This window comes from Marinobacter sp. CHS3-4, assembly GCF_030053415.1.
In the GTDB taxonomy this organism is placed as follows: domain Bacteria; phylum Pseudomonadota; class Gammaproteobacteria; order Pseudomonadales; family Oleiphilaceae; genus Marinobacter.
Genome location: NZ_JASGBJ010000001.1, coordinates 1,651,204 through 1,674,185, shown reverse-complemented (window position 1 = coordinate 1,674,185; position 22,982 = coordinate 1,651,204). Strand labels below are relative to the sequence as shown.

The window sequence follows — 22,982 nt, the reverse complement described above, 5'->3', positions numbered from 1 at the left end:
CGCCATCTTGCTGAGCCCTTTTCAAACCCCAGACAACCATGCGCCTTTATATTGCTGAAAAACCCAGCCTCGGCCGGGCCATAGCCGCAGCGTTACCTGCTCCTCACCAAAAGGGGCAAGGATGGATTCGCTGCGGCCAGGGCGAAGAAGCCTGTACCGTCAGCTGGTGCATCGGTCATCTACTGGAACCTGCAGAGCCTGCACAATATGACCCGCGCTGGAAAAAGTGGCGGCAAGCAGACCTGCCCCTGTTCCCGCCCCACTGGGAAGTGGCTCCGAAATCAAGCGTCAGTCAGCAACTTCAAATCCTGCAATCGCTGATGCGGAAGGCGGATGTCATCATTCATGCCGGTGACCCGGACCGCGAAGGTCAGTTGCTGGTCGACGAAGTCATCCGCTACACCGGCGTGAAGTGCCCCGTCGAGCGTATTCTGATCAACGACCTGAATCCCTCTGCGGTCGCCAAGGCCATCAATTCACCGCAGGACAATCGTCACTTCCGGCGGCTGTCCCATTCAGCCCTGGCTCGCCAGCGGGCAGACTGGCTTTACGGCATCAACCTGACCCGCTTCTACACCCTGACGTACCAACAACAGGGACAACAGGGTGTTTTCTCCGTAGGACGTGTTCAGACACCCGTTCTGGGGCTGGTGGTTACACGTGACAAGGCCATCGAACAGTTTGAACCCAAGCCTTACTACCGCATTGAAGCCACCTGCCATGGTGTAGAAGAAGCCGAGTCAGACCAGCCGTTCACCGCACGCTGGGTGCCCTCAGATCAAGATCAGGATTCCTGTGATGAGGAAGGTCGTTTGCTGGACAGAACGGTCGCCGAGGCTGTCGTCAATGCCGTCCAGGGACGCCCGGGCAAGATTACCGAAGCCAGATTCCGCGACCGCAACGAGTCACCTCCTTTGCCGCTGTCGCTGTCCGTGCTTCAGATAGAGGCGGGCCGGCTTTTCCGAATGGGGGCAAAAGACGTACTGGACACCGCACAAAGCCTCTACGAACGTCATCAGCTCATCACCTACCCGCGCTCTGACTGCCGGTATCTGCCCGAAGGTCATTATGAGCAGCGCAGCAGCGTCGTTAGCGCCATCGCCCGGGTGGCAACAGATCTGGAAAGCGCCTGCCAACAGGCAAATCTGGACAAACGTTCCGCCGCCTGGAATGACAAAAAGGTGGATGCGCACCATGCGATTATTCCCACTGCGCGTCAAAGGGGAGCGGGCCGATTGAGCGATGGCGAGCAAAAAATTTACGACCTGATCAGCCGCTATTACCTGATGCAGTTCAGCGAGGACGCCATTCACAGAGAGGGCCGTTTGAGCCTCACCATTGGCGACCATGATTTTCGGGCAACCGAAACCGCGATCCTGGAACCCGGCTGGAAGCAGCTGGAAATACGTCAACGCGAAGAGCGAAAAGAGGCCTCCAAACCGCCCCTTCCGCGACTGTCCACCGGCGACGCAGTGTTGTGCGATTCGGCCGAGATCAAGGAGCGAAAAACCCAGGCACCGCAGCCCTTCACAGACGCAACGCTGCTGTCAGCGATGACCAACATTGCGCGCTTCGTCAGTGACCCGGAATTGCGCAAAACCCTCAGAGAAACGGACGGTCTGGGCACCGAGGCCACCCGCGCTGCCATCATCGACACCCTGTTCAAACGGGACTACCTGGTTCGCGAGAAGCGATTCATCCGCTCGACCAGCAAAGGCAAAGCGCTGATTGAATCCTTGCCGGAATCGGTCAGTACCCCAGACATGACGGCTATCTGGGAATCCACGCTCGAACAGATACGGCGAGGCGAAGGCGACCCACGGCAATTTCTGACAGACCTTCAGAACCAGATCCGCAAGCTGGTTTCCGGGCCCGGAAGCCTCTCCCCCCAACCAGAGCCTGAGACATCCGGCGGCGTCCATTGCCCGAAATGCCGGGCCCCGATGCGGGAACGGGAGGGCAAATTTGGCGCTTTCCTCGCGTGTACCCGCTTCCCGGATTGCAACGGCACTCGCCCCATTGATGACACCCAACCTGAAGATGGCAGCGGCACCCGGCCCATCCCCTGCCCACACTGCTTTTCCCCCCTGGTACGGCGAAAAGGACCAAAAGGTTATTTCTGGGGCTGTAGTAATTTCCCTGGCTGCCGACAAACAATCAGTGATGACAACGGAAAACCGGCGATTCGTTTACCGAAGGCTACATAACGATACTGAAGCGGCTTTCAATTTTTGTAATACTCTGGTTCTGCTGGCAAAACCATTAACGAGGACGACCAATGCGCATTGCGCTGCTGGAAGATGAACAGGAACAGGCGCAACACATTCAGTCGATGCTGACTGAGCGTGGGCATCAGTGTGATCATTTTCCGTCCGGTCAGTCTTTTTTGAACGCCGTACTGCACCGTAGTTATGACCTACTGATTCTGGACTGGCAGATTCCGGATACGACCGGCATCGAGGTTCTGGAGAACGTGCGCTCTCAGCTCAACTGGCAAATTCCGGTGGTTTTTCTGACCCAACGTGACAGCGAAGCGGATATCGTGCGCGCACTGGATGCCGGTGCTGATGATTATTTGTCCAAGCCCGCACGTGAGGCAGAGCTGGTCGCCCGCATCAATGCGTTGGCACGGCGCACAAACCCCGATAACGACAAAGAGGTTCTGACCTACGGTCCGTTTCAGATCAACACCCAGCAACGCGCAATCAAGCTTCACGGCGAACCGCTAACCCTGACGGACAAAGATTTCGACCTGACCTTGTTCCTGTTTCAGAATCAGGGTCGGCTGCTCACTCGCGACATGCTGCTCGAACGCGTCTGGGGCATGGCCAGCGACATCAACACGCGGACAGTGGATACCCACATGAGCCGCCTGCGCCGCCGTATGGGGCTGAATCCGGAAAATGGTTTTCGCATTAAAACGATCTATCAAAAAGGCTACCGCCTGGAAGCCATGAGCGGTCCGACCACTGACTCAGAAGATACAGCGGCGGAAAGAGCTTGAAATGACTCAAGGCATGACGCATCGACCCCTTCTGATCAGCCTCCTGATCGCTTCCTGCCTTTTGGTGGGCGGCTATAGCCATGCGGAACTATCAATCACTCGCGGTTCCGAGGCCGGCTCTTCGAGCTTTGCGGCGTCAAGCGTGCCTGAATGGACCTATACCGTTCAGTCGGGCGAGACTATCCAGAATATAACCAAGCGGTACCTTGCCAACGGCATCGCCTCATCACGGCTGCTTCAACACAACGATCTCGTTGATTCTTCCCAGCTGAGAAATGGCGACACGCTCAGGATTCCTCTCTCCTGGCTTGAGCAGCAACCCGATCCGGCCCGGGCTACGACGGTTTCCGGACAAGTGATGGTGTTCTCGGGAAGAACCGGCAGCAAGCGCCCCCTTACACCGAATACTCTGATTCGCGTGGGTGATGAAGTCATTACCTATTCCGGCACGTCAACCATTAAGTTGGCTGACGGCTCGGTGATTCGTCTGTCTCCGAACTCGAGGCTTGCCTTCAATCGCCTGACCCGCTTTGGCAAGTCTGGCATGGTGGACACACGGCTGCGCCTTAATAGCGGTGAACTCGAAACCCAGGTAGAGCCGGTGATCGAAGATGGCTCACGGTTCGAGATCGAGACGCCCTCGGCCGTTGCTGCCGTTAGGGGCACCATGTTTACTTTGCGCACCAGTCCAGAGGGCACAGACTTGAGGGTAACCGAAGGCCGTGTTGCTTTTGGCCCGCCCGGCCACTCTAAAGCCATTCCAGAGGGCTTTAGCGCAAGCGTCTCATCCGCCTCCAATGGCGGTATGAGTATACGTCGGCTGCCGCCCGCGCCAGACGTCAACCCGATCCCCGGTCAGCTAAACCGGCTGCCTGAAACGCTCAGCTGGGAGCCCAATGGCGCGCCCGAATATCGGGTAAATGTATATGAAGCCGAGTCAGGCAAATGGCTCCAGAGCAAAACACAGCAGGGAACCAAATTCGATATTGAGTTACTTGATAACGGAAAATATCAGGTTCAGCTTGCGGCGCTGAATAGCCATGGCATTGCGGGTATGCCACGCATTGTCGACTTTGAAGTGGATCTGCAGGCAAGGGCCGCAGAACTGACCGAACCCGCGCCGGGTGAAGCCGTTAACGACGACATGCCGGAATTCAGCTGGCAACTGAAGGGCCAGAACGAGGTCGCACGCATTGAAATTGCCGATGACAAGAGCTTCAGCAATGTCATTGCGACCAGCGAGTGGGCACCAGACCAGCAGGCCCTGCCCTCCAGACCACTGTCGCCCGGAAAATATTACTGGCGGGTCGTGACCGAAGCCGGTGGCAATTCTGTCGCCACCAGCGAAACTCGAACGCTGGTGATCAACGGCACGCTTCCACCAGTGCGGATTATCAGCATCAACTACGTGGACAAACAGGTTCGGGTGTTCTGGGAGAAAGTCGACACAGCCAGCGAATACAGGCTGCAGCTTTCAGAAGAACCGGGTTTCCGCAACATCATCAAGGAAGCTGACCTGGCCGAAACGACGGCCGCCTTGCGACTGATCCCCGGAAGACGTTATTTTGTGAGGCTGAAGGCGCTTTCAGATGGCCCGCTCGAGAGCCGATGGGGCCCCGGGCGCGAACTCTTCCTTGAATAGCAAGGGCGCATGACACGGACCTGGCCGCCAATCAAAACCAACCCATGGACCCTGGGAATACCTCTGATACTGATGCTCTGGGCACTGCACTCTCTGGATGTGCCCCAGCGCCTCAACCTCTGGCTTTATGACACCCTAATTACAGCCAGCCCGACAGAGCTTTCACCTGACATCGCTCTGGTCGCCATTGACGAACGCAGCCTTGACGAGCTTGGCAAGTGGCCGTGGCCGAGAGACCTCCACGCCAGCTTGATTGATAAACTGGATGCCGCCGGCGCCGAAACCATCGTATTCGACATTCTGTTCGCCGAAAGCAGCGCGGAAGACGCAACGCTTGCCTCTGCCATGAGCGCTCATGGGCAGGTAATACTGCCACTGCACCTGTCGCCACCTTCCAGCAGCCGATTAATGACCGAATACATGCCCGTCCCACTGTTGGCGGATGCTGCCAGGTCGCTGGGACACGCCCACGTTGAATTGGATGAAGACGGAGTGGCTCGGGGCCTTTACCTTCAAAACGGCATTGGCAACCGGTTATGGCCAAGCCTCTCGCTGGCGGTGCTGAATGATTCTGTGGTTACCCTTTCCGATTCTGACGCTGCCCCTTACACAAATATTCGACAGCAATATCGTGCCATTCCACTGGCGGGAGCAGCGGGCACGCTCCCGACCTACTCCTACATCGATGTGCTGTCGTACCCACCCGCTTACGAAGAGTTTCAGGGAAAAACCGTTTTTGTTGGCGCCACGGCAGCGGGTTTCGGCGATGTACTACCCACCCCCTTTTCCGGCCTTCGCAAGCCGATGTCCGGGGTGGAGTTCCACGCAAATGCCTATTCAGCCCTCAAAAACGATCAAACGATCGAACGATCGCCATCATGGCTCAGCTACGCCCTGGCAGTTCTGGTACTCATTGGCCTCAGCCTCGCGCTTCCCAGAATGCGCCCGACACGCTCACTGGTTCTATGCGCTTCATCGGTTATCACGCTTATTCTGGCCCAGGCGTTACTGTTGTTCTACGGCCATTACTGGCTGAATGTTTCCTACGCTCTGGTCATTGCCATCCTTGCCAACCCACTGTCCAGCACCCTGCGGCTGGCAATGACCAACCGGTTTCTCAACCGTCAACTGGATGAGTTGGCTTCCGGCCCCAGCATGACGCTGCCCAAGCCCTCCCATCGGCATCCGTCTCAGTTGATGTCTCATCTCCGTGCCCTTCTGCAGCCTACAGGCTGGATATTCGCCCAGCAGGACGAAGTCATTGAGTCGGCCGAACTGTCTCTAACGGATGCCCCGACCTTCTCGTCTCCGGGCCTGTGGGCTCACCGTAATAATCAGAGCTGGGTGCAAATCACAAGAAACGACACCGTCTACACGCTGGGGCTGAAGCTACCAAATGACCTCAGTCGGGAAGCCATTCAGCGTTACCTGGACAAATTGCCGCTGATGAACACCGACCTGGACATCCCCGTTGAGCGGCCAAGGGAGAATGTCTCCGCCAGGATCGAAAGGGTCAGGAAAGCAACCTCGCAGATGAACCAGTTGCAGGAGTTCATCTATCGCAGCTTCGAGAGCATGCCTGATGGCATTATAGTCACAGACGAACTGGGCGTTATACGCTTTGCCAATGCGCACATCGAGCAATGGTTTGATGAACCTATGCCCAGCCTGAATGGATTGCCTCTGACACGGCTATTGGATGGCCATGACCCTCGGGACACCACCCCATGGCATGAAACCGTGTCAGAGACACTCACTCTGGCGCAAGCAAGGACCGTTGACTTGCAGCTTGGCCACCAATCTTTCCTGATTCACTTTGCGCCCTTCGCCCTGCCGGATGGCAATCAACGTGGAATAATCGCCAACGTGTCGGACATTTCGGAGCTTCGGGAACAGCAGCGCCAGCATCGAGAGGCGATCGACTTTATATCGCATGATGTCCGTTCGCCTCTTGTCTCACAGCTGGCGCTGATCGAACAGCTCAAACGCAATCAGGGCCCGGTCGAAACCGCCCAACTGGATCAGCTCGGAACCCTGGCCCGCAGAAGCTACAATCTGGCAGAAGAGTTCGTGCAACTGGCACGCGCAGAGCAGCTAACCGAGACCCGCTTCTACGAATGCGAGTTCCTCGCCATCGTCGAGAACGCCCGCGACAGCGTCAGCGAACAGGCGGCAGGAAAAGGCATTCAACTCGTTCTGCAGGGTCAGGAGGATCTCTGGCTGAATGGCAATGCCGAGTTGCTGGAACGGGCGGTCATCAATCTGATCACCAACGCCATACAGTACAGCCATCCAGGGTCCACGGTAACGGTGCAGGCTTTTCAGGCCGGTCATGAAGCATGCTTGAATGTGATCGACGAAGGCGAAGGCATAGCAAAGGACGAAATACCCTACCTCTTTGATCGCTATCGTCGCCAGAAAAGCAGTGAGCTATCCGGCAACCATGGCACCGGCCTGGGCTTATCCTTTGTGAGTGTCGTTGTCGAGAAGCACCGCGGGCGCATCGCAGTGGAATCTGCGCTCGGCGAGGGCACCGCATTTAAGTTGCGACTCCCAATAGCGACTCACCTCAACTAAGCGTCCATGCCTGCCCGTAACGAAAAAGCCACCGATAAACGGTGGCTTTTCAGATGGTTCGGTTCTAAACCTGATATCAGCTCTGGATTTCCTTGCTCACCAGATCAGACGGCGGGCTGACCAAGCCGTTCTCGTCCTCGGCCTGAACGGTGAAATACCATTTTCCGTCAGACAGATTTTCTACAGTATATTCCATGGTGTAAGCATCGCTGACACGAATGGTCCGGTCCAGGTTGTCAGGATTCTGGCCATAGCTGATGACATACCCTTCAAGCTCATACAATTCCAGGTCTTCATCATTCTGACGCTTGAAAGGCGCGTTCCAGCTCAGAGCTGCGGTGCGGTCGACGGTCTCAGCGGTCTGATCGCCACCGGAATTCTGCGCTGAAGCGGTGCCACCGGATGAACCAGTACCAGTGCCACTGGATGAACCGCCTCCACATCCAGTCAGGGCGATTCCGAATACGATAGCGGCTATCCCTGCCTTTGACATTTTAATGACGCGACTCATAACTTGTTTGCACCAGTTTTCCGTCGAATTTGTTAAATTCTATAAAATTGGTTCGTGCAAAGCTGTGAAAAGGATCATCGAATTGGGCAGTTTTTCGCCAGTTTTTTGACGAAAGCTAACGCAAATTTCCATTAGTCTGTTTAAAAACAGAAAGTTGCATTCAACTATGGGAAACCCGAAACACATCGGATCGAGATGATCACTTGGATTGGCGACTGTGTGGAGGAAGAACCTTGCCAGGCGCTTCTCGATTACAGGCTGCGCATGTTTTTGCAAGGAGAAGGAACTGACCAGAGCTCAAAGGGGAAGGCTGACCCAGAACGAAAAAAGGCAGATCACGAGAATGATCTGCCTTTTCTGATGTGGTAGCGGGGGCTGGATTCGAACCAACGACCTCCGGGTTATGAGCCCGACGAGCTACCAGACTGCTCTACCCCGCATCAAACTGGTGGTTAATCGGGCGGCGCCCTGATCAACGTGCGCGTATACTAAGGACTACGCCGGGGACTGTCAATCAATATTTTCAAACAAATCGTCCGGAAAAGAAAGCTCCCTCATGGCTTCTCTTTTATTGAACCCCACGGTCTCGACAACTTCCTGAACCGGCCTGAACGAACGGCGGTGCTGGGATGATAGTGCGCCGTGTTGACGCAATGCTTCCAAGTGAACCGGCGTCGGATACCCTTTGTGCCCTGCAAAACCGTATTCCGGAAACTGTTCGTGCAGGGATTTCATTTCCCGGTCACGGGTGACTTTGGCCAGAATCGAGGCCGCGCTGATTGCCGTTACCCGGCTATCACCCTTAATGACCGGTTCTGACGGCCAATGCCAATCCGGACACCGGTTACCGTCTACCAGAACATACTCCGGGGCCAAATGCAGGCCGTCCACGGCCCTTTTCATGGCAAGCATCGTGGCCTGATAGATGTTCAGCTGGTCGATTTCCTCCGCTTCGCACCGACCGATACACCAGGCCGCAGCATTCTGAATAATGTCTTCGTAAAGTGCTTCGCGGCGCTTTTCACTCAGCTTCTTTGAGTCCGCCAGGCCGGCTATCGGGCGCGCCGCATCCAGAATGACCGCAGCGGTCACAACAGCGCCTACCAAAGGGCCTCGCCCGACCTCATCCACACCTGCCAGCAGAGACCCTGTGTAGCGACATTCGAAGGGCGGAAGAGAGTTCTTGGGCATTAGCGCCGGCCCTCGAACAACTCGCTGATCGCAGTTGCGGCCTGCTCGTCTGCATCGCACCTGAGTGTTTCGTGCAAATCGCAGAAAGCCTGATGGAGCCGATCACGCTCATCAGTACTTTCCAGGCGTGAGAGAACAGCTTCACCCAGGGCCTCCGGCGTCGCATCATCTTGCAGATATTCGGGAACCAAAGGGGTTTTGGACAGCAGATTCGGTAGCGCAACGTGGGAAATACTGACCAACCGGGAGGCGATCTTGAAGGTCAGATTACTGACGCGGTAGCCCACTACCATCGGCTTTTTGAGCAACATCGCTTCCAGAGTGGCAGTGCCGGATGCAAGTAATACCACATCCGATGCCGCCATCACTTCGCGGGACCTTCCCCGCACAATTGTAACGGGCAGTTTGACATCCAACGCGTCCACAAGTGCTTTTACCTGCTGCTCGCGCTCACGATTGACGCAGGGAATTGCCAGCTGCAAATCGGGCCGCCGCGACTGAATCCAACGAGCGGTTTCCAGAAAAAGCCCGCCAAGCCTTTCAACTTCACCACCACGGCTACCCGGCAATAGGGCAAGTACAGGCGCGTGCTCATCAAGGCCAAGGTTTCGTCTCGCAGCCAGCGTATCTGGCTGCATCGGAATCAGGTCAGCAAGTGGGTGCCCCACGAACCTTACCGGCACATTGTGCTTTTCGTAGAAGCGGGCCTCGAACGGAAACAGGGTTAACATCAGATCAATCGATTTGGCGATCTTGAAAATCCGCTTCTGACGCCAGGCCCATACAGAAGGGCTGACGTAATGCGCGGTAAGCATGCCAGCTTCCCGGCAGCGGCGCTCAACTCCTAGAGTGAAATCAGGAGCGTCGATACCAATCACAACATCCGGTGGGGTGTTCAAAAAATAACGCATTAAGCGTGCGCGGATACTGAAGAGCTCGCGCAATCGCCCAAGCACCTCGACCAGCCCCATGACCGACAACCGTTCCATCGGTACCAGCGAGTGAAAGCCTTCAGCAACCATCTCTTCGCCGCCGATGCCTACAAAACGAGCTTTGGGGTATTTTCGGCGCAGAGCTCTAATAAGTCCGGCGCCCAGAATATCGCCAGAGGCTTCCCCGGCGACGATTCCAAAGGTGGGACTTCTGTCAGGACATAGTGTCATCGGATGTCAGCGAATAATGCCGCGTTCCGCACCACGCAGAGATTCAATCAACGGACGAACTTCGGGCACGTCAACGTAGGCCTTTTCAAGTTCTTCGATGGCCTGCGCCGTGGTCAAGCCCTGCCGGTAGATCGTCTTGTAGGCGCGGCGCAGTGAAGATAGAACCTCTTTACTGAACCCCCTGCGGCGCAGTCCTTCGACATTCATTCCAAACGGTTTGGCTGACTGGCCACTGGCCATGACATACGCGGGAATGTCCTTTAATACGATGCTTCCGCCGGCGCTCATGCTATGAACGCCAATACTGCAAAACTGGTGAACCATGGTACCACCGCCCAGAATGGCGTAATCCCCGACAGAAACATGACCCGCCAGAGTGGCAGTGTTGGCAAGGATGGTATTGTCGCCAATGATACAGTCGTGAGCGACGTGCACGTATGCCATCAGCAAATTGCCGCTGCCGATGACCGTTTCACCACGATCCTGGATCGTGCCACGGTGAATGGTGCAGTTTTCTCGAATGACGTTGTCGTCACCAATCAATAGGGTTGTTGGCTCGCCGGCATATTTCTTGTCCTGGCATTCTTCACCAACACTGGAAAACTGGAATATGCGGTTATTCCTGCCGATTCTGGTCGGGCCTTTTACCACCACGTGGGACATGATCTCGGTGCCCTCACCGATCTCCACATCCGGACCGATGTAGCTCCAGGGACCCACCGTGACACCTTCGGCAAGTTTTGCAGACGGATCAACGATCGCCTGGGGATGAACGCCCGACCAGTCGTTTGCCGCCATCAGACTTCTCTCTCCGCAGTCAATATTTCCGCCACACACACAACCTTTCCATCTACCAGGGCCTGACACTCAAACTTGCAGATGCCCTGTTTTGCAGTAATCATCCTGGATTCCATGCACAACTGATCTCCGGGAACCACAGGGCGTTTGAAGCGTACCTTACTGGAACCGGCCAGGTATTGCACCAACCCGTCAGACGGTTTTCGACCTCCCGTCATAAACCCGAGAATTCCCGAAAGCTGCGCCATGGCTTCAATAATCAGAACTCCCGGCAGAATGGGATTTCCGGGAAAGTGGCCGGCAAAATAGGCCTCGTTAATGGAAATGTTCTTGAAACCTTTTATGAACACACCGGTTTCAACTTCGGTCACCCGATCAACCAGCAGGAATGGATACCGGTGCGGCAGATACTCTTGTATCTCATCAATGTACATCATCGTTTTCGGCCTCAGCCTTCCAGTTTCTTTTCCAGTTCCTTGATACGCTTCGCCAAACTATCCAGCTGCCTGAAACGCACCGCATTTTTACGCCACTGCTTATTGGTGTCTGAGCTTGTACCCGATGAGTATACGCCAGATTCCCGAATGTCAGAGGTGACCATCGTCATACCTGTAAGATGGACCTGATCTGTCAGCTTCAGATGACCGGAAACACCGCACTGACCGCCAAACACACAGTGGCTGCCAATCTGCGTGGTGCCTGCAATGCCGACCATCGCCGCCAGCGCGCTATGGTCACCGATACTGACGTTGTGGGCGATATGGACAAGGTTATCCAGTTTCACACCATTGCCAATTACCGTATCGTCTAAGGCGCCTCGATCGATGCAGGTATTCGCGCCAACCTCGACATCATCGCCAAGAACGACACGGCCAATCTGAGCAATGCGGTGCCACTCGCCCTTCTCATTGGCAAAGCCGAAGCCATCCGAACCTAAAACGGCACCACTCAGAATGTGGCACCGTTTGCCCATCACAACATCGTGGGCGAGGGTCACGCGGGGCCTGAACAGAGAATTGTCGCCTACGCGGCAGCGTGCGCCGATGATGGATCCGGCACCTATAACCACACCCTCGCCAATCACCACGTCGTCTTCTATGACCACCTGAGGCCCGATACTGGCGGTGTCGGCAACACTGGCCGAAGGCGCGATGACGGACGAGGGGTGTATTCCGGGACTGGCTATCGGAGCAGGGTCAAACAAATGACTGAGCTTTGCATAGCCGAGATACGGGTTATCCAGCACCAGGGCATTCCCGGAGAATTGATCGGCAACGGAGGGAGAAAGAATGACCGCAGTGGCCTGCGTGTCAGCAAGATAACGAGCGTAAGACGGGTTCGAGAGAAAGGCGATCTTACCAGGGGAAGCGGCCTGCAACGTGGCAAGCCCTGCAATTTCAACGTCCGGATCACCCCGGAGTTCTGCGCCCAATCGGGCGGCGATATCACCTAGTCTAAAGGAAGATGTCCCCATGTTCCGCTCCCTAGAGTTTTCTTGTTATTCGGGGCCTGGGCGGCCCCGTAAGCGTTAGCGATCCAGCTTTTCCAACAGTTGTGCCGTCAGGTTCATGTCCGGCTTGACGTAAACCACAGCCTCGCTTGGCAAGATGATGTCCAAATCATTCTCTTCCATCAGCTCCTTCACCGCTGCGTCTACCTCTGGCCGAGCCTCTTCCAGGAAGGCCTGCTTTCGGTTCGCAACCGTGGAATCCAGCTTTTGCTTGAGAAAGTTAAACTCTTTGACCTTTTCCTGAAACTGGGCCGCCAACTGATTGCGCTCTGATTCGTTCATCATCGCACCGTCCTTTTCCAGCCGGTCTTTCAGTTTACGAGCCTGCTCCTGGGTTTCACGAACTCTGGCTTCCTCACCCGCAAAATCCTGCTGCAATTTTTCACTGAACGCCTGGGCATCCTGTGATGAAAACAGCGCCTGTCGCAGATCGACCACGCCAATTTTAGTTTCAGCAACCGCGTGGGTGGACAGGAACAAAGCCATCAGTGCGGCGATAACCGAAAAACGAAACATAATTACTCTCCTGATTGATATCAGTGTTGATAAGCCTTGGCACATCAGAATGTCTGTCCCAGAGAGAACTGGAACACCTGGGTGTCGTCCCCACGTTCATCGTTGAGCGGCTTGGCCAGACTGAATGCCAACGGGCCAACCGCCGTAATCCACTGGAACCCTATACCGGCTGAAGCACGAACGTCGTCCAAGGTCCATGAGAAGCCACGGTCAGCATCAAATACCTGGCCAGCGTCGACAAAGAAAGCCGTGCGCATGGATCGACTGTCGCCCGCGAATGGCGTTGGGACGATCAGCTCCAGGCTTGCCTCGCTCAACAGATTGCCGCCAAAGGGATCGGGATCGGACAGATCGTTCGGTGCGTTCGTTGCCAGCGGCCCGAGTGAGTTTGCCTCGTAACCACGCACAGATCCATAACCACCGGCGAAGTAGTGCTCGTAAAATGGCATGACTCGACGGCCATCGTAACCGTCGCCATACCCGATCTCCGAGCGTGCCCGGAATACCCATGTCTGGGCATCGTTAAGGGGCTGATAGAAATCGGTTTTCTGGCTCAATTTATAGAAGGTCAAATCACTACCCGGCACCGCCACATCACCAGACAAAGAAACGCTGTAGCCGTTCGTGGGCAATACGCCACGGTTCAGCGTACTTTGCCGCCATGAGCCAAACAGGAAGTAATTATTGAATTGCTCGCCTTCCTGATCAATGAAATCAAGGACTTCCTGAGATGTAAAGGTGCCCGATTTCAGTTTAGACAGGGTATACCCGACGCCAAAGTTCAGCCGGGTAATACCGTCGATGGGGTAACCAAAGCTCAGGCGGCCACCGTATTCATCCAGCAAGTAGGATGAGATGTCCTGCTCTTCAAAATCTGTCTCGCGCGCGAACACACTGAACCCTCTGCTGACACCATCAACGGTGTAGTAAGGATCCTGATAGGAGAAATTGGCGCTCTTGATGGAATCACTGACGTTGACGCCAATGGATACCTGCTTGCCAGTTCCGAAGAAATTGTTCTCGGAGATATTGGCCCCCAGGATCACGCCAGACGCCTGCGAGAACCCCACAGACGCAGACAAACTGCCGGTAGCTTGCTCTGTCACTGAATAATTCACATCAACCAGATCATCCGTACCGGGCACAGGAACCGTTTCCACGTTTACCGTTTCGAAGAAACCGAGTCGCTCCAGGCGTGTCTTGGAATACTCGATGCGATCTGTGGAGGCAACACCACCTTCCATCTGGGTCATTTCCTGGCGAAGTACGTCATCACGGGTCGATACGTTGCCTTCAAAATTGATGCGGCGAACGTAGGCGCGCTTGCCGGGCTCTAAAAAGAAGGTGACAGATGCTGTGTTGTCATCACTGGTTTCAGGAACCCCGTTGACGTTGGCAAAGGCGTAGCCTTCCCGGCCCAGGCGACGGGACAGCAACTCAGAGATCGCGGTCACACGCGCCTGCGAGAAAACATCCCCCTCTTCAATGGGAACCAGCTCTCGCAGCTCGGATTCATCGACAATGAGATCGCCCCGCAGTTTGACTTCCGAAACCGTGTACTCCGGCCCCTCATTGACGGAAAGCGCAATGAACACCTGTTTCTTGTCCGGTGAAATCGATACCTGGCTGGATTCAATATTGAAATCGATATAGCCCCGGTCGAGATAGTAAGAACGGAGCGTTTCCAGATCGCCACTCAGACGCTCACGCGCATACTTGTCTGCGTTGGTCAGGGAATTCCATAAGCTGGTTGACTGTAATTCAAACAGCTCCAGAAGGGTTTCATCGTCGAACGCTTCGTTGCCCACGATGTTCAGATGCTGGATGGCAGCAACACTGCCCTCATTGATTTCCAGGCTGATGGCTACCCGGTTTCGGGGTAAGGTTTCTGCCTTGGCTTCAACCCTGGCGCTGTAGCGACCCTGGCCGATGTAGGAACGAAGAATTTCCAGCTCCAGACGCTCCAGAGTCGCTCGACGGAAAACCTGACCTTCCTGCAGGCCGGCGCTGGATAGCGCATCCATCAGCATGGGCGTTTCAATATTTTTGTTGCCCTCGATATCAATCGAGGTAATGGACGGCCGCTCGCGCACCGTGAGGATCAGCACACTTTCGTCACGGCTCGCCTCAATATCGGTAAACAAACCTGTGCGAAACAGGTCCTTGATGGCATTTGCCAGTTCAAACTGATCAACAGGTTCGCCAATGGACACCGGAAACGCAGAAAACACCGTGCCCGCAGACACCCTCTGCAAGCCCTCTACTTCGATATCCGACACCGTAAACTCTTCTGCCAATACCGGTGTTGTGTGTAAAAAGGCTGCTAAAAGGCCGACTGCTAACTTCTGAAGAGAACGTCTCATTCAATAAATTCGCCTGTTGATGCGCAAAAAGGGTCCGCAATTCTCACAACCGCATCAGGTCGTTGTAAAGTGCAAACACCATTAAAGTGAGGATCATGGCCATTCCTATCCGCAAGCCGAACGCCTGCGCCTGTTCCGACAGGGGCTTTCTGCGAATGGCCTCGATGGTGTAATAAACGATGTGACCGCCATCCAGAACCGGGACAGGCAGCAGGTTAAGCACCCCTAGACTCACGCTCAGGTACGCCAGGAAGCGGATGAAATCTTCAAAGCCAGAACTGACACTGGCCTCCGCAATTCTGGCTATGGTGATGGGGCCACTCAGGTTGGTCGGAGACAGCAACCCGGTTACCATTTTCTTGATCGCCACCAATGTCAGCCGGGTGTCAGCCCATGTCTCTGACATGGCTCTCGGGATCGCCGCCACCGGTCCGAACCGGGTTTCCCGCAGCAACTCCTCCGGCCATTTAACTTCCTTGACCCCGGCGCCGATGAATCCCGATACGCTTCCGTCATTACCTTCCCTGGCAGCGGGCGTCACCGCAATGGTCTTTTCCTGTCCATCGCGGACGATGCCTAGCTGAATGGTCTCTTCGGGCGATTGTTGAATGGCCTTTACCAGATCAAACCAGTTTCCAATCGGCTGGCCGTCCACGGATTCTACCCGATCTCCAACCTGCAACCCCGCTGCCTGAGCCCTTCCTTCTGCGACAATCTCACCCAACACCGGTGGCACATCAGGGCGCCAGGGAGACAAACCGAATTCAGCAAGCGGGTTGGGAGTATCTTCGCTCAGTTGCCAACCGCCTAGCGCTCCGGACACTTCACCCTTGCTGCCGTTGCGGGAAACTCCGAAAGCGACGGAGCCATACTCGCCGGTGCGCTCGAGCAGGCGCATATTGATATCCCGCCAGGAGGTCACCTGGCGCCCGTCTACCGAATGGATCTCCATGCCGCTCTCAAGACCTACCCGATCAGCCACACTGTCTTCGGCTACGTCCCCAACGACGGTGGCCACACTGGTAAATCCGACAACGCTAAGCAACCAGTAGGCGAAAATGGCAAACAGAAAATTGGCGATCGGACCGGCCGATGCAATAGCAATGCGCTTTGACGGCGACTTGGCATTGAACGACTGGCTTTTGAGCTCTTCAGGGACCGGCCCCTCGCGCTCATCCAGCATTTTTACATAGCCACCCAGCGGGATTGCCGCGACGGCGAACTCCGTGCCGTGACGGTCGTACCAGGAAAACAGGGGTTTTCCGAAACCAACGGAAAACCGAAGCACCTTTACGCCGCAGCGTCGGGCAACCCAGAAATGACCGTATTCGTGCAGTGTAACCAGTATGCCCAGCGTCAACAGCAACGCCAGAACGGTTTCGACTATCTGCATAAGGTTCTCAACATAGCTCTATCAGATGGCGCTCTCGGTTTCATTGAATCAGTCCTGTATGGCTGACAAGAGCGCAATTTGTTCCCGGGCAATGATCCGCGCTTCGGCATCCTTGCTGAAAATCACGTCAAAACTCTCTGCCGGAACCACCTCAACCTGTTCCAGTGTTCGCTCTATGATAACGGCGATATCGGCAAAGCACAGCTTACCGTCCAGAAAGGCTGCCACCGCCTCTTCGTTGGCCGCGTTCAGAACCGCTGGCGCGGTGCCGCCTTGCTGATACGCTTCCGCCGCCAGTCGTAAACAGGGGAAACGCTCGGTGTCCGGTCGCTCGAAATGAAACTTGCCAATCTGGAACAGGTCCAATGGCGCAACGCCTGCATCAATTCGCTCTGGCCATGCAAGACCATTGGCGATGGGCGTTCGCATATCAGGACTGCCAAGCTGGGCCAGCACAGACCCATCGGCATACTCCACCATAGAGTGAATAATGCTTTCTGGATGGACATGTACCTCGACGAAATCCGGAGTGGTGTTGAACAACCAACACGCTTCAATCAGCTCAAGCCCCTTGTTCATCAGGGTGGCAGAATCCACTGAGATTTTCTGACCCATCGACCAGTTCGGATGAGAACACGCCTGCTCTGGCAATACAGAACGAAGAGATTCGGCGGAGAAGGTCCGGAAAGGGCCACCGGAAGCCGTCAGAAGTATACGGGTAATGCCTGCTCCGCGGGTATCGCGGATTTTATCAGCGGGCATACACTGAAAGATCGCGTTGTGCTCACTGTCGATGGGGAGCAGCTCGGCTCCCGACTCGGCAACGGCGTCCATGAATAAACGCCCTGACATGACCAGCGCTTCTTTGTTGGCAAGTAACACTCGCTTACCGGCCCGAACAGCAGACAGCGTTGGCGGCAGCCCGGCAGCGCCCACAATGGCGGCCATGACCGTGTCGCTCTCCGGGTCTCCTGCTACGTCGCAAAGCCCTTCTTTGCCTGACAAAACCTTGATATGCGGACAGTCAGAAAGCGCCAGTGATAAAGCCTTCGCGCTGTCCGGGTTCGACATCACCGCAAATCGGGGCAAAAACTCCCGGCAGAGCTCAGCCAAGCTTTCAACGCTGGTACTGGCGGTCAGTGCATGAACAGAAAAACGTTGAGGATGACGCCGGACGACATCCAGCGTATTCAGGCCAATTGATCCCGTCGCCCCAAGAATGGTGATGCTGCGTTTCATAACACTACCACTGCCCGGCCGTCAGCCATCCGAGCTGTGTGATCACAAGTGCAAAAACCGGAATAGCTGCGGTCAGGCTGTCAATACGATCCATGATGCCGCCATGCCCCGGAAGAAGCTGGCTGCTATCTTTAATCCCACGAAAACGTTTGAGCATGCTCTCCATCAGGTCCCCGACCACCGATACAGCGCCGGTGACCAGGCTGGCAATAATCAGAAGCGTCATCTGGGCGGCATCAGCCTGCGCAAGCCATCCAATCAACAACGCAAAGATGCCGACCGCGGCCAGACCACCCCAGACGCCCGCCCAGGATTTTCCTGGGCTGACCCGGGGCGCCAACTTGGCCTTACCAAAGGCCCGCCCGGCGAAATAAGCACCAATGTCAGCCACCCAAACGATACAGAACACGTACAGAATCAGCAGTAGATTGTTATCGCTTTCGCCAAACTCAAAGCCGCCGGTTCGCAGATGATTCAGGCCGACCCAGGCCGGCACGAGCACAAGCAGCCCCATAATGGCTCGACCCGGAACACTACCCCATTTAGACGACCCATTGGGATAGCCCTTAACCAACAGGAAACACAGCACCCACCAGATGGCCGCTGCCCAAAGCACCGCGATGGCAGGAACCTCAAGCATTGCGTAAAGCACAGCGGCGGTCAGAAGCGCATAGATGATCCGACCCGCGGACTCGGTCAGACCGGACATATTTGCCCACTCCCACGCGCCTATCGTAATAATGGCACCGGTAAACAACGCAAAACCCAGCGGCGGTAGAAAAAAGATACCGCCAATGGCAATCGGTGCCATGATGAGCGCAGTGATAATTCGTGTTTTAAGCACAGTGTCTATCGCTTTGGTTGTCGTTATTTTGTCGCAGCAGACTGCTCGATTTGGTCGTCTGTCTGCCCGAATCGTCTCTTGCGGCCGGCATAGGCTTTCAGAGCCATTTCCATCTCAGCCTCTCTGAAATCGGGCCAATAGACTTGCGAAAAATACAGTTCAGTGTAGGCAAGATGCCAAAGCATGAAATTGCTGATGCGCTGCTCCCCTGCGGTTCGAATCATCAAATCCGGCATGGGCAGATCGCCAATCGACATGTGCTGCTGAATCAGGTCGTCGGTGATATCAGACGGTGCGAGCTCTCCCGATTGGACTTTCCGGGCGACGGCTTGACTGGCCTGGGTAATATCCCAGTGGCCGCCGTAGTTGGCTGCGATCACCAGCGTCATCTGGGTGTTATCGCGCGTCAGCTCTTCCGCTTTTTGCATGTGTACCTGAAGGTTTTCACTGAAGGCTGAACGGTCTCCGATGATTCTCAGGCAGATGTTGTTGCGATGCAGCTTCTTGACTTCCCGCTCCAACGCGAAAAGAAATAAACGCATCAATGCAGAGACCTCGTCTTCAGGACGCCGCCAGTTTTCACTGGAAAAAGCAAAAAGCGTCAGCACTTCAACACCTTGGCGAGCGCAGGTCTCCACCACAGAGCGCACCGCTTTCACGCCCGCCTTGTGGCCGGCAACCCCCGACAGCTTGTGAGATTTCGCCCATCGATTGTTGCCATCCATGATAATGGCAACGTGACGTGGCTGGCGCCCGGCCGTTAGCGGAATCTCCGCGGAAACGCTTGCCGTCATGCAATCCCCTGCTCTTTCAGCACCGACATCAATACGGGCTGGTCTGTGTGCTTTTCGATGGCTGGTCAGACAGCCATCAAGTCTTCTTCCTTGGATTTCAGCTGCTGATCGACTTCAGCGATGTAACGGTCGGTCAGCTTCTGGATATCTTCTTCGCCACGACGCTCTTCGTCTTCGTTGATTTCTTTTTCCTTCAGCAACTCTTTAAGCATGCTGTTGGCATCACGACGCGCGTTGCGAATGGAAACCCGACCGTGCTCTGCATCAGCCTTGGCCTGCTTGACCATTTCCTTGCGTGTTTCTTCGGTCAGCATGGGCATGGGAACCCGAATCACATCGCCGTTGTTCGCAGGATTCAGCCCCAGATCCGAGGACATAATCGCTTTTTCGACTTTGGGCAACATCGGTTTTTCCCAGGGCGAGACAGCCAGAGTGCGGTTGTCTTCAACGTTAATGCTAGCCACTTGTTTCAGCGGTGTTTCCACACCGTAGTAATCCACCATCACACTATCGAGGATGGACGGATGAGCTCGGCCAGTGCGGATCTTGTTGAACGCCGAATTCAGAGCTTCCAGGCTCTTTTTCATCTTTTTTTCTGCGTCAGATTTAATATCGTCAATCACTTAAATTTCCTCGAATGCGTTGGTAAAAATTATTCGATCCCAGAGCTTAATCGATTCAACAGCCTATTCGATAAGCGTGCCTTCCGATTCGCCGGTCACAATGCGCGTGAGCGCGCCCGGCCGATTCATATCAAATACTCGAAGCGGCATATCGTGGTCTCGTGCCAGGCAAATGGCGGTCAGATCCATCACGCCCAGCTTCTTATCAAGCACTTCATCGTACGTCAGGTGCTCGTACTTCTCGGCGGTCGGGTCTTTGTATGGATCGGCAGAGTAGACGCCATCTACCTTTGTAGCTTTCAGTACCGCGTCTGCCTCAATTTCAATACCACGGAGACAGGCTGCCGAGTCTGTCGTGAAAAACGGGTTTCCGGTACCGGCACAGAAAATCACCACGTCGCCATCTTTAAGATCACGAACCGCACGACGACGATCGTAATGCTCCACAATACCACTCATGGGGATAGCGGACATTACGCGGGTACGGATATTGGAACGCTCCAGAGCATCTCGCATGGCCAGACCGTTCATGACAGTGGCAAGCATGCCCATATGATCGCCAGTGACACGGTCCATACCGGCTTCATTCAAAGCTGCGCCGCGGAACAGATTACCGCCTCCAACCACAAGGCCAACCTGAACACCGATGCCAATCAGCGATCCAATATCCAGCGCCATGCGATCAAGTACTTTAGGGTCGATGCCAAAATCGTGGTCTCCCATCAGGGCTTCGCCGCTGAGCTTCAGCAATACCCGCTTGTATCTGGGCTGGTTATTGGACGATTTCGGCATGGTGATCCCCTCTCTCTATATCTGGCAGGACAGACGCTTCAGGCCTGTATCTGACATACTCCTCGCAAAAAAGGGGTATCTCAGATACAAGCCCGCCACGAAAGCCGGAAAAATCCGGCTGACGTGGCAGACTAAATAGGCGCAATGACCATGGGCCAGAGCACCTGTTGGAAGGATCAGGCTTTGCTGGTGCCAGCTGCAGCTGCAACCTCGGCAGCGAAGTCCACCTCTTCCTTCTCAATGCCTTCGCCAACTTCAAGACGCACGAAGCTGACAAGGTCACCACCGGTCGACTTGATCAACTGACCAACGGTCTGGTCAGGATTCTTGACGAACGGCTGCTCAACCAGGCTGTTCTCGGCAAGGAACTTCTTGATCCGGCCGCCCATCATCTTCTCGACGATTTCGGCAGGCTTGCCTTCCATATCCGGCTGGGCCTTGATGATAGCCTTCTCTTTTTCCAGCTCTTCTTCCGGCATATCTTCCGGCTTACCCACACGCGGGTTAACCGCCGCTACGTGCATCGCGATGTCGCGAGCCGTTTCGGCATCGCCGGCGCTCAGCGCAACAACGGAAGCAATCTTATTGTTGCTGTGAACGTAGCCACCCAGAACCGGGCCTTCGACACGAATGATGCGACGAACGGTGATGTTTTCACCGATTTTCTGCACCAGTGCCTCACGCTTGGACTCGAGCTCACCAGCCATCAGTGATTCAACATCAGTCACGCTGTTGTTGAACGCAACGTCCAGCAGCTCGTTGGCAAAATTCATGAAGTTGTCATCACGAGCGACGAAATCGGTCTCGGAGTTCACTTCCAGGATATAAGCGACGGTGTTGTCGTCAGATACCCGAATCAGGGAAACGCCTTCAGCGGCCGTGCGGCCCGCCTTCTTCGCGGCTTTCAGGCCGGATGACTTACGCAGCTCTTCAATCGCCGCATCCACGCTTCCGTCTGCTTCAACCAGTGCTTTTTTGCACTCCATCATGCCAAGACCGGTACGCTCACGCAGTTCTTTGACCATTGCAGCAGTAATTGCAGCCATGTTCATTCCTCTTAACTGTTACAAATTCTAATCGGACGATTACTCAGCTGCTGGAGCAGCACCTTCCGCGTCTTCGCTGACCTCAACAAACTCGTCAGCACCGCCAGCTGTCTGGGACGCTTCAAGGCAAGTATCGGCAACCGCAGCAACGTAAATCTGAATCGCGCGAATGGCGTCGTCGTTGCCCGGAATCACGTAATCAACGCCGTCCGGATCGCTGTTGGTGTCTACAACGCCGATGACCGGGATGCCCAGCTTGTTGGCTTCTTTAATAGCAATGCGCTCGTGATCCACGTCGATAACGAACATGGCGTCCGGCAGACCGCCCATGTCCTTGATACCACCGATAGAACGCTCCAGGCGGTCCATTTCACGGGTGCGATCAAGGGCTTCTTTCTTGGTCAGCTTGTCAAACGTTCCGTCCTGGCTCTGGGTATCCAGATCACGGTAGCGACGAATGGACTGACGAATGGTTTTGTAGTTTGTCAGCATGCCGCCCAACCAGCGATGATTCACGTAAGGCTGGTTTGCGCGCAGCGCTTCTTCCTTGACGATCTTGGCGGCAGCACGCTTGGTGCCAACAAACAGGATCTTGTTCTTGTTGCTCGCGAGGTTGTACACGAAGTTCAGTGCATCGTTCATCGCGGGAACAGTCTGTTCAAGGTTGATGATATGAATCTTGTTACGGGCGCCGAAGATGAACTTCGACATTTTCGGATTCCAGTAGCGGGTCTGGTGACCGAAGTGTGCGCCTGCCTTCAGCAGGTCACGCATATTTACCTGAGCCATGATAATTACCTTTTTAGCTTCGGGTTAGTCCTCCACGAGTCCGATTGACCCAACCAGGCTCCCGTTTAGACTCCTAAGAGCAACAGAAGCAGGCACCCTGGGACAACGTGCTGACACGTGTGCGAATTTGCTGGATTCGTTTCCAGCGGGCGCGTTTATACCACAAATCGACCGCCGGATTCCATTT

General features: G+C 55.2%; 20 protein-coding genes and 1 tRNA gene. 4 read left to right on the top strand and 17 right to left on the bottom strand.

Annotated features, from left to right (window positions below):
• The first annotated feature begins 38 nt into the window (after nucleotides 1-38).
• From QLQ17_RS07675 to QLQ17_RS07660, 4 genes are all read left to right on the top strand, one after another.
• Nucleotides 39-2,207 carry a DNA topoisomerase III gene (locus tag QLQ17_RS07675; RefSeq protein WP_283208954.1) on the top strand — a complete coding sequence of 723 codons (2,169 nt, stop codon included), beginning with the start codon at nucleotides 39-41 and terminating at the stop codon, nucleotides 2,205-2,207.
• Between the two features lie 71 nt (nucleotides 2,208-2,278).
• Nucleotides 2,279-3,004, top strand: coding sequence for a response regulator transcription factor (locus QLQ17_RS07670; protein WP_283208953.1), 726 nt, complete (start codon nucleotides 2,279-2,281; stop codon nucleotides 3,002-3,004).
• A gap of 13 nt (nucleotides 3,005-3,017) precedes the next feature.
• Entirely contained in the window at nucleotides 3,018-4,646 is a 1,629-nt protein-coding gene (locus QLQ17_RS07665) for a FecR domain-containing protein (protein ID WP_283208952.1), read from the top strand.
• Between the two features lie 9 nt (nucleotides 4,647-4,655).
• On the top strand, nucleotides 4,656-7,223 hold the full coding sequence (locus tag QLQ17_RS07660) for a CHASE2 domain-containing protein (protein ID WP_283208951.1): 2,568 nt from the start codon (nucleotides 4,656-4,658) through the stop codon (nucleotides 7,221-7,223).
• A gap of 76 nt (nucleotides 7,224-7,299) precedes the next feature.
• Here the strand turns inward: QLQ17_RS07660 and QLQ17_RS07655 are convergent, their stop codons facing one another.
• The 17 genes from QLQ17_RS07655 to rpsB all read right to left on the bottom strand — a co-directional run bounded on the left by QLQ17_RS07655 (nucleotide 7,300) and on the right by rpsB (nucleotide 22,795).
• Nucleotides 7,300-7,734 carry a fibronectin type III domain-containing protein gene (locus QLQ17_RS07655; RefSeq protein WP_283208950.1) on the bottom strand — a complete coding sequence of 145 codons (435 nt, stop codon included), beginning with the start codon at nucleotides 7,732-7,734 and terminating at the stop codon, nucleotides 7,300-7,302.
• 363 nt (nucleotides 7,735-8,097) lie between these two features.
• Nucleotides 8,098-8,174: transfer RNA gene (locus QLQ17_RS07650), tRNA-Met, on the bottom strand.
• 70 nt (nucleotides 8,175-8,244) lie between these two features.
• A complete protein-coding gene (gene rnhB / locus QLQ17_RS07645; RefSeq protein WP_283208949.1) occupies nucleotides 8,245-8,925 on the bottom strand; it encodes a ribonuclease HII in 681 nt (226 codons plus the stop codon).
• Nucleotides 8,925-10,088, bottom strand: a complete 1,164-nt coding sequence (gene lpxB, locus QLQ17_RS07640) for a lipid-A-disaccharide synthase (protein ID WP_283208948.1) — start codon at nucleotides 10,086-10,088, stop codon at nucleotides 8,925-8,927. Before lpxB ends, rnhB begins: the two co-directional genes overlap by 1 nt.
• Before the next feature lie 6 nt (nucleotides 10,089-10,094).
• Entirely contained in the window at nucleotides 10,095-10,886 is a 792-nt protein-coding gene (gene lpxA, locus QLQ17_RS07635; RefSeq protein WP_283208947.1) for an acyl-ACP--UDP-N-acetylglucosamine O-acyltransferase, read from the bottom strand.
• Nucleotides 10,886-11,323 (bottom strand): 3-hydroxyacyl-ACP dehydratase FabZ, encoded by a 438-nt coding sequence (gene fabZ / locus QLQ17_RS07630; RefSeq protein WP_283208946.1) that lies wholly within the window; start codon nucleotides 11,321-11,323, stop codon nucleotides 10,886-10,888. Before fabZ ends, lpxA begins: the two co-directional genes overlap by 1 nt.
• Before the next feature lie 11 nt (nucleotides 11,324-11,334).
• On the bottom strand, nucleotides 11,335-12,360 hold the full coding sequence (gene lpxD / locus QLQ17_RS07625) for a UDP-3-O-(3-hydroxymyristoyl)glucosamine N-acyltransferase (protein ID WP_283208945.1): 1,026 nt from the start codon (nucleotides 12,358-12,360) through the stop codon (nucleotides 11,335-11,337).
• Between the two features lie 54 nt (nucleotides 12,361-12,414).
• The gene (locus tag QLQ17_RS07620; RefSeq protein WP_283208944.1) at nucleotides 12,415-12,912 is read right to left on the bottom strand and encodes an OmpH/Skp family outer membrane protein; all 498 of its coding nucleotides are present in this window, start codon (nucleotides 12,910-12,912) and stop codon (nucleotides 12,415-12,417) included.
• A 44-nt stretch (nucleotides 12,913-12,956) separates the two neighbouring features.
• Complete coding sequence (bamA, locus tag QLQ17_RS07615; RefSeq protein WP_283208943.1) at nucleotides 12,957-15,275, bottom strand: outer membrane protein assembly factor BamA; 2,319 nt, start codon at nucleotides 15,273-15,275, stop codon at nucleotides 12,957-12,959.
• Nucleotides 15,276-15,318: 43 nt separating this feature from the next.
• On the bottom strand, nucleotides 15,319-16,668 hold the full coding sequence (gene rseP / locus QLQ17_RS07610) for an RIP metalloprotease RseP (protein ID WP_283208942.1): 1,350 nt from the start codon (nucleotides 16,666-16,668) through the stop codon (nucleotides 15,319-15,321).
• A gap of 48 nt (nucleotides 16,669-16,716) precedes the next feature.
• Nucleotides 16,717-17,907 carry a 1-deoxy-D-xylulose-5-phosphate reductoisomerase gene (gene ispC, locus QLQ17_RS07605; RefSeq protein ID WP_283208941.1) on the bottom strand — a complete coding sequence of 397 codons (1,191 nt, stop codon included), beginning with the start codon at nucleotides 17,905-17,907 and terminating at the stop codon, nucleotides 16,717-16,719.
• Nucleotides 17,908-17,911: 4 nt separating this feature from the next.
• Nucleotides 17,912-18,751 carry a phosphatidate cytidylyltransferase gene (locus QLQ17_RS07600; protein ID WP_283208940.1) on the bottom strand — a complete coding sequence of 280 codons (840 nt, stop codon included), beginning with the start codon at nucleotides 18,749-18,751 and terminating at the stop codon, nucleotides 17,912-17,914.
• A gap of 23 nt (nucleotides 18,752-18,774) precedes the next feature.
• A complete protein-coding gene (uppS, locus tag QLQ17_RS07595) occupies nucleotides 18,775-19,545 on the bottom strand; it encodes a polyprenyl diphosphate synthase (RefSeq protein ID WP_283208939.1) in 771 nt (256 codons plus the stop codon).
• A 65-nt stretch (nucleotides 19,546-19,610) separates the two neighbouring features.
• Nucleotides 19,611-20,168, bottom strand: coding sequence for a ribosome recycling factor (frr, locus tag QLQ17_RS07590; RefSeq protein WP_283208938.1), 558 nt, complete (start codon nucleotides 20,166-20,168; stop codon nucleotides 19,611-19,613).
• Between the two features lie 63 nt (nucleotides 20,169-20,231).
• On the bottom strand, nucleotides 20,232-20,960 hold the full coding sequence (pyrH, locus tag QLQ17_RS07585) for a UMP kinase (protein WP_283208937.1): 729 nt from the start codon (nucleotides 20,958-20,960) through the stop codon (nucleotides 20,232-20,234).
• A 176-nt stretch (nucleotides 20,961-21,136) separates the two neighbouring features.
• Complete coding sequence (gene tsf, locus QLQ17_RS07580) at nucleotides 21,137-22,006, bottom strand: translation elongation factor Ts (RefSeq protein ID WP_283208936.1); 870 nt, start codon at nucleotides 22,004-22,006, stop codon at nucleotides 21,137-21,139.
• 39 nt (nucleotides 22,007-22,045) lie between these two features.
• On the bottom strand, nucleotides 22,046-22,795 hold the full coding sequence (gene rpsB, locus QLQ17_RS07575) for a 30S ribosomal protein S2 (RefSeq protein ID WP_283208935.1): 750 nt from the start codon (nucleotides 22,793-22,795) through the stop codon (nucleotides 22,046-22,048).
• Nucleotides 22,796-22,982: the final 187 nt, after the last annotated feature.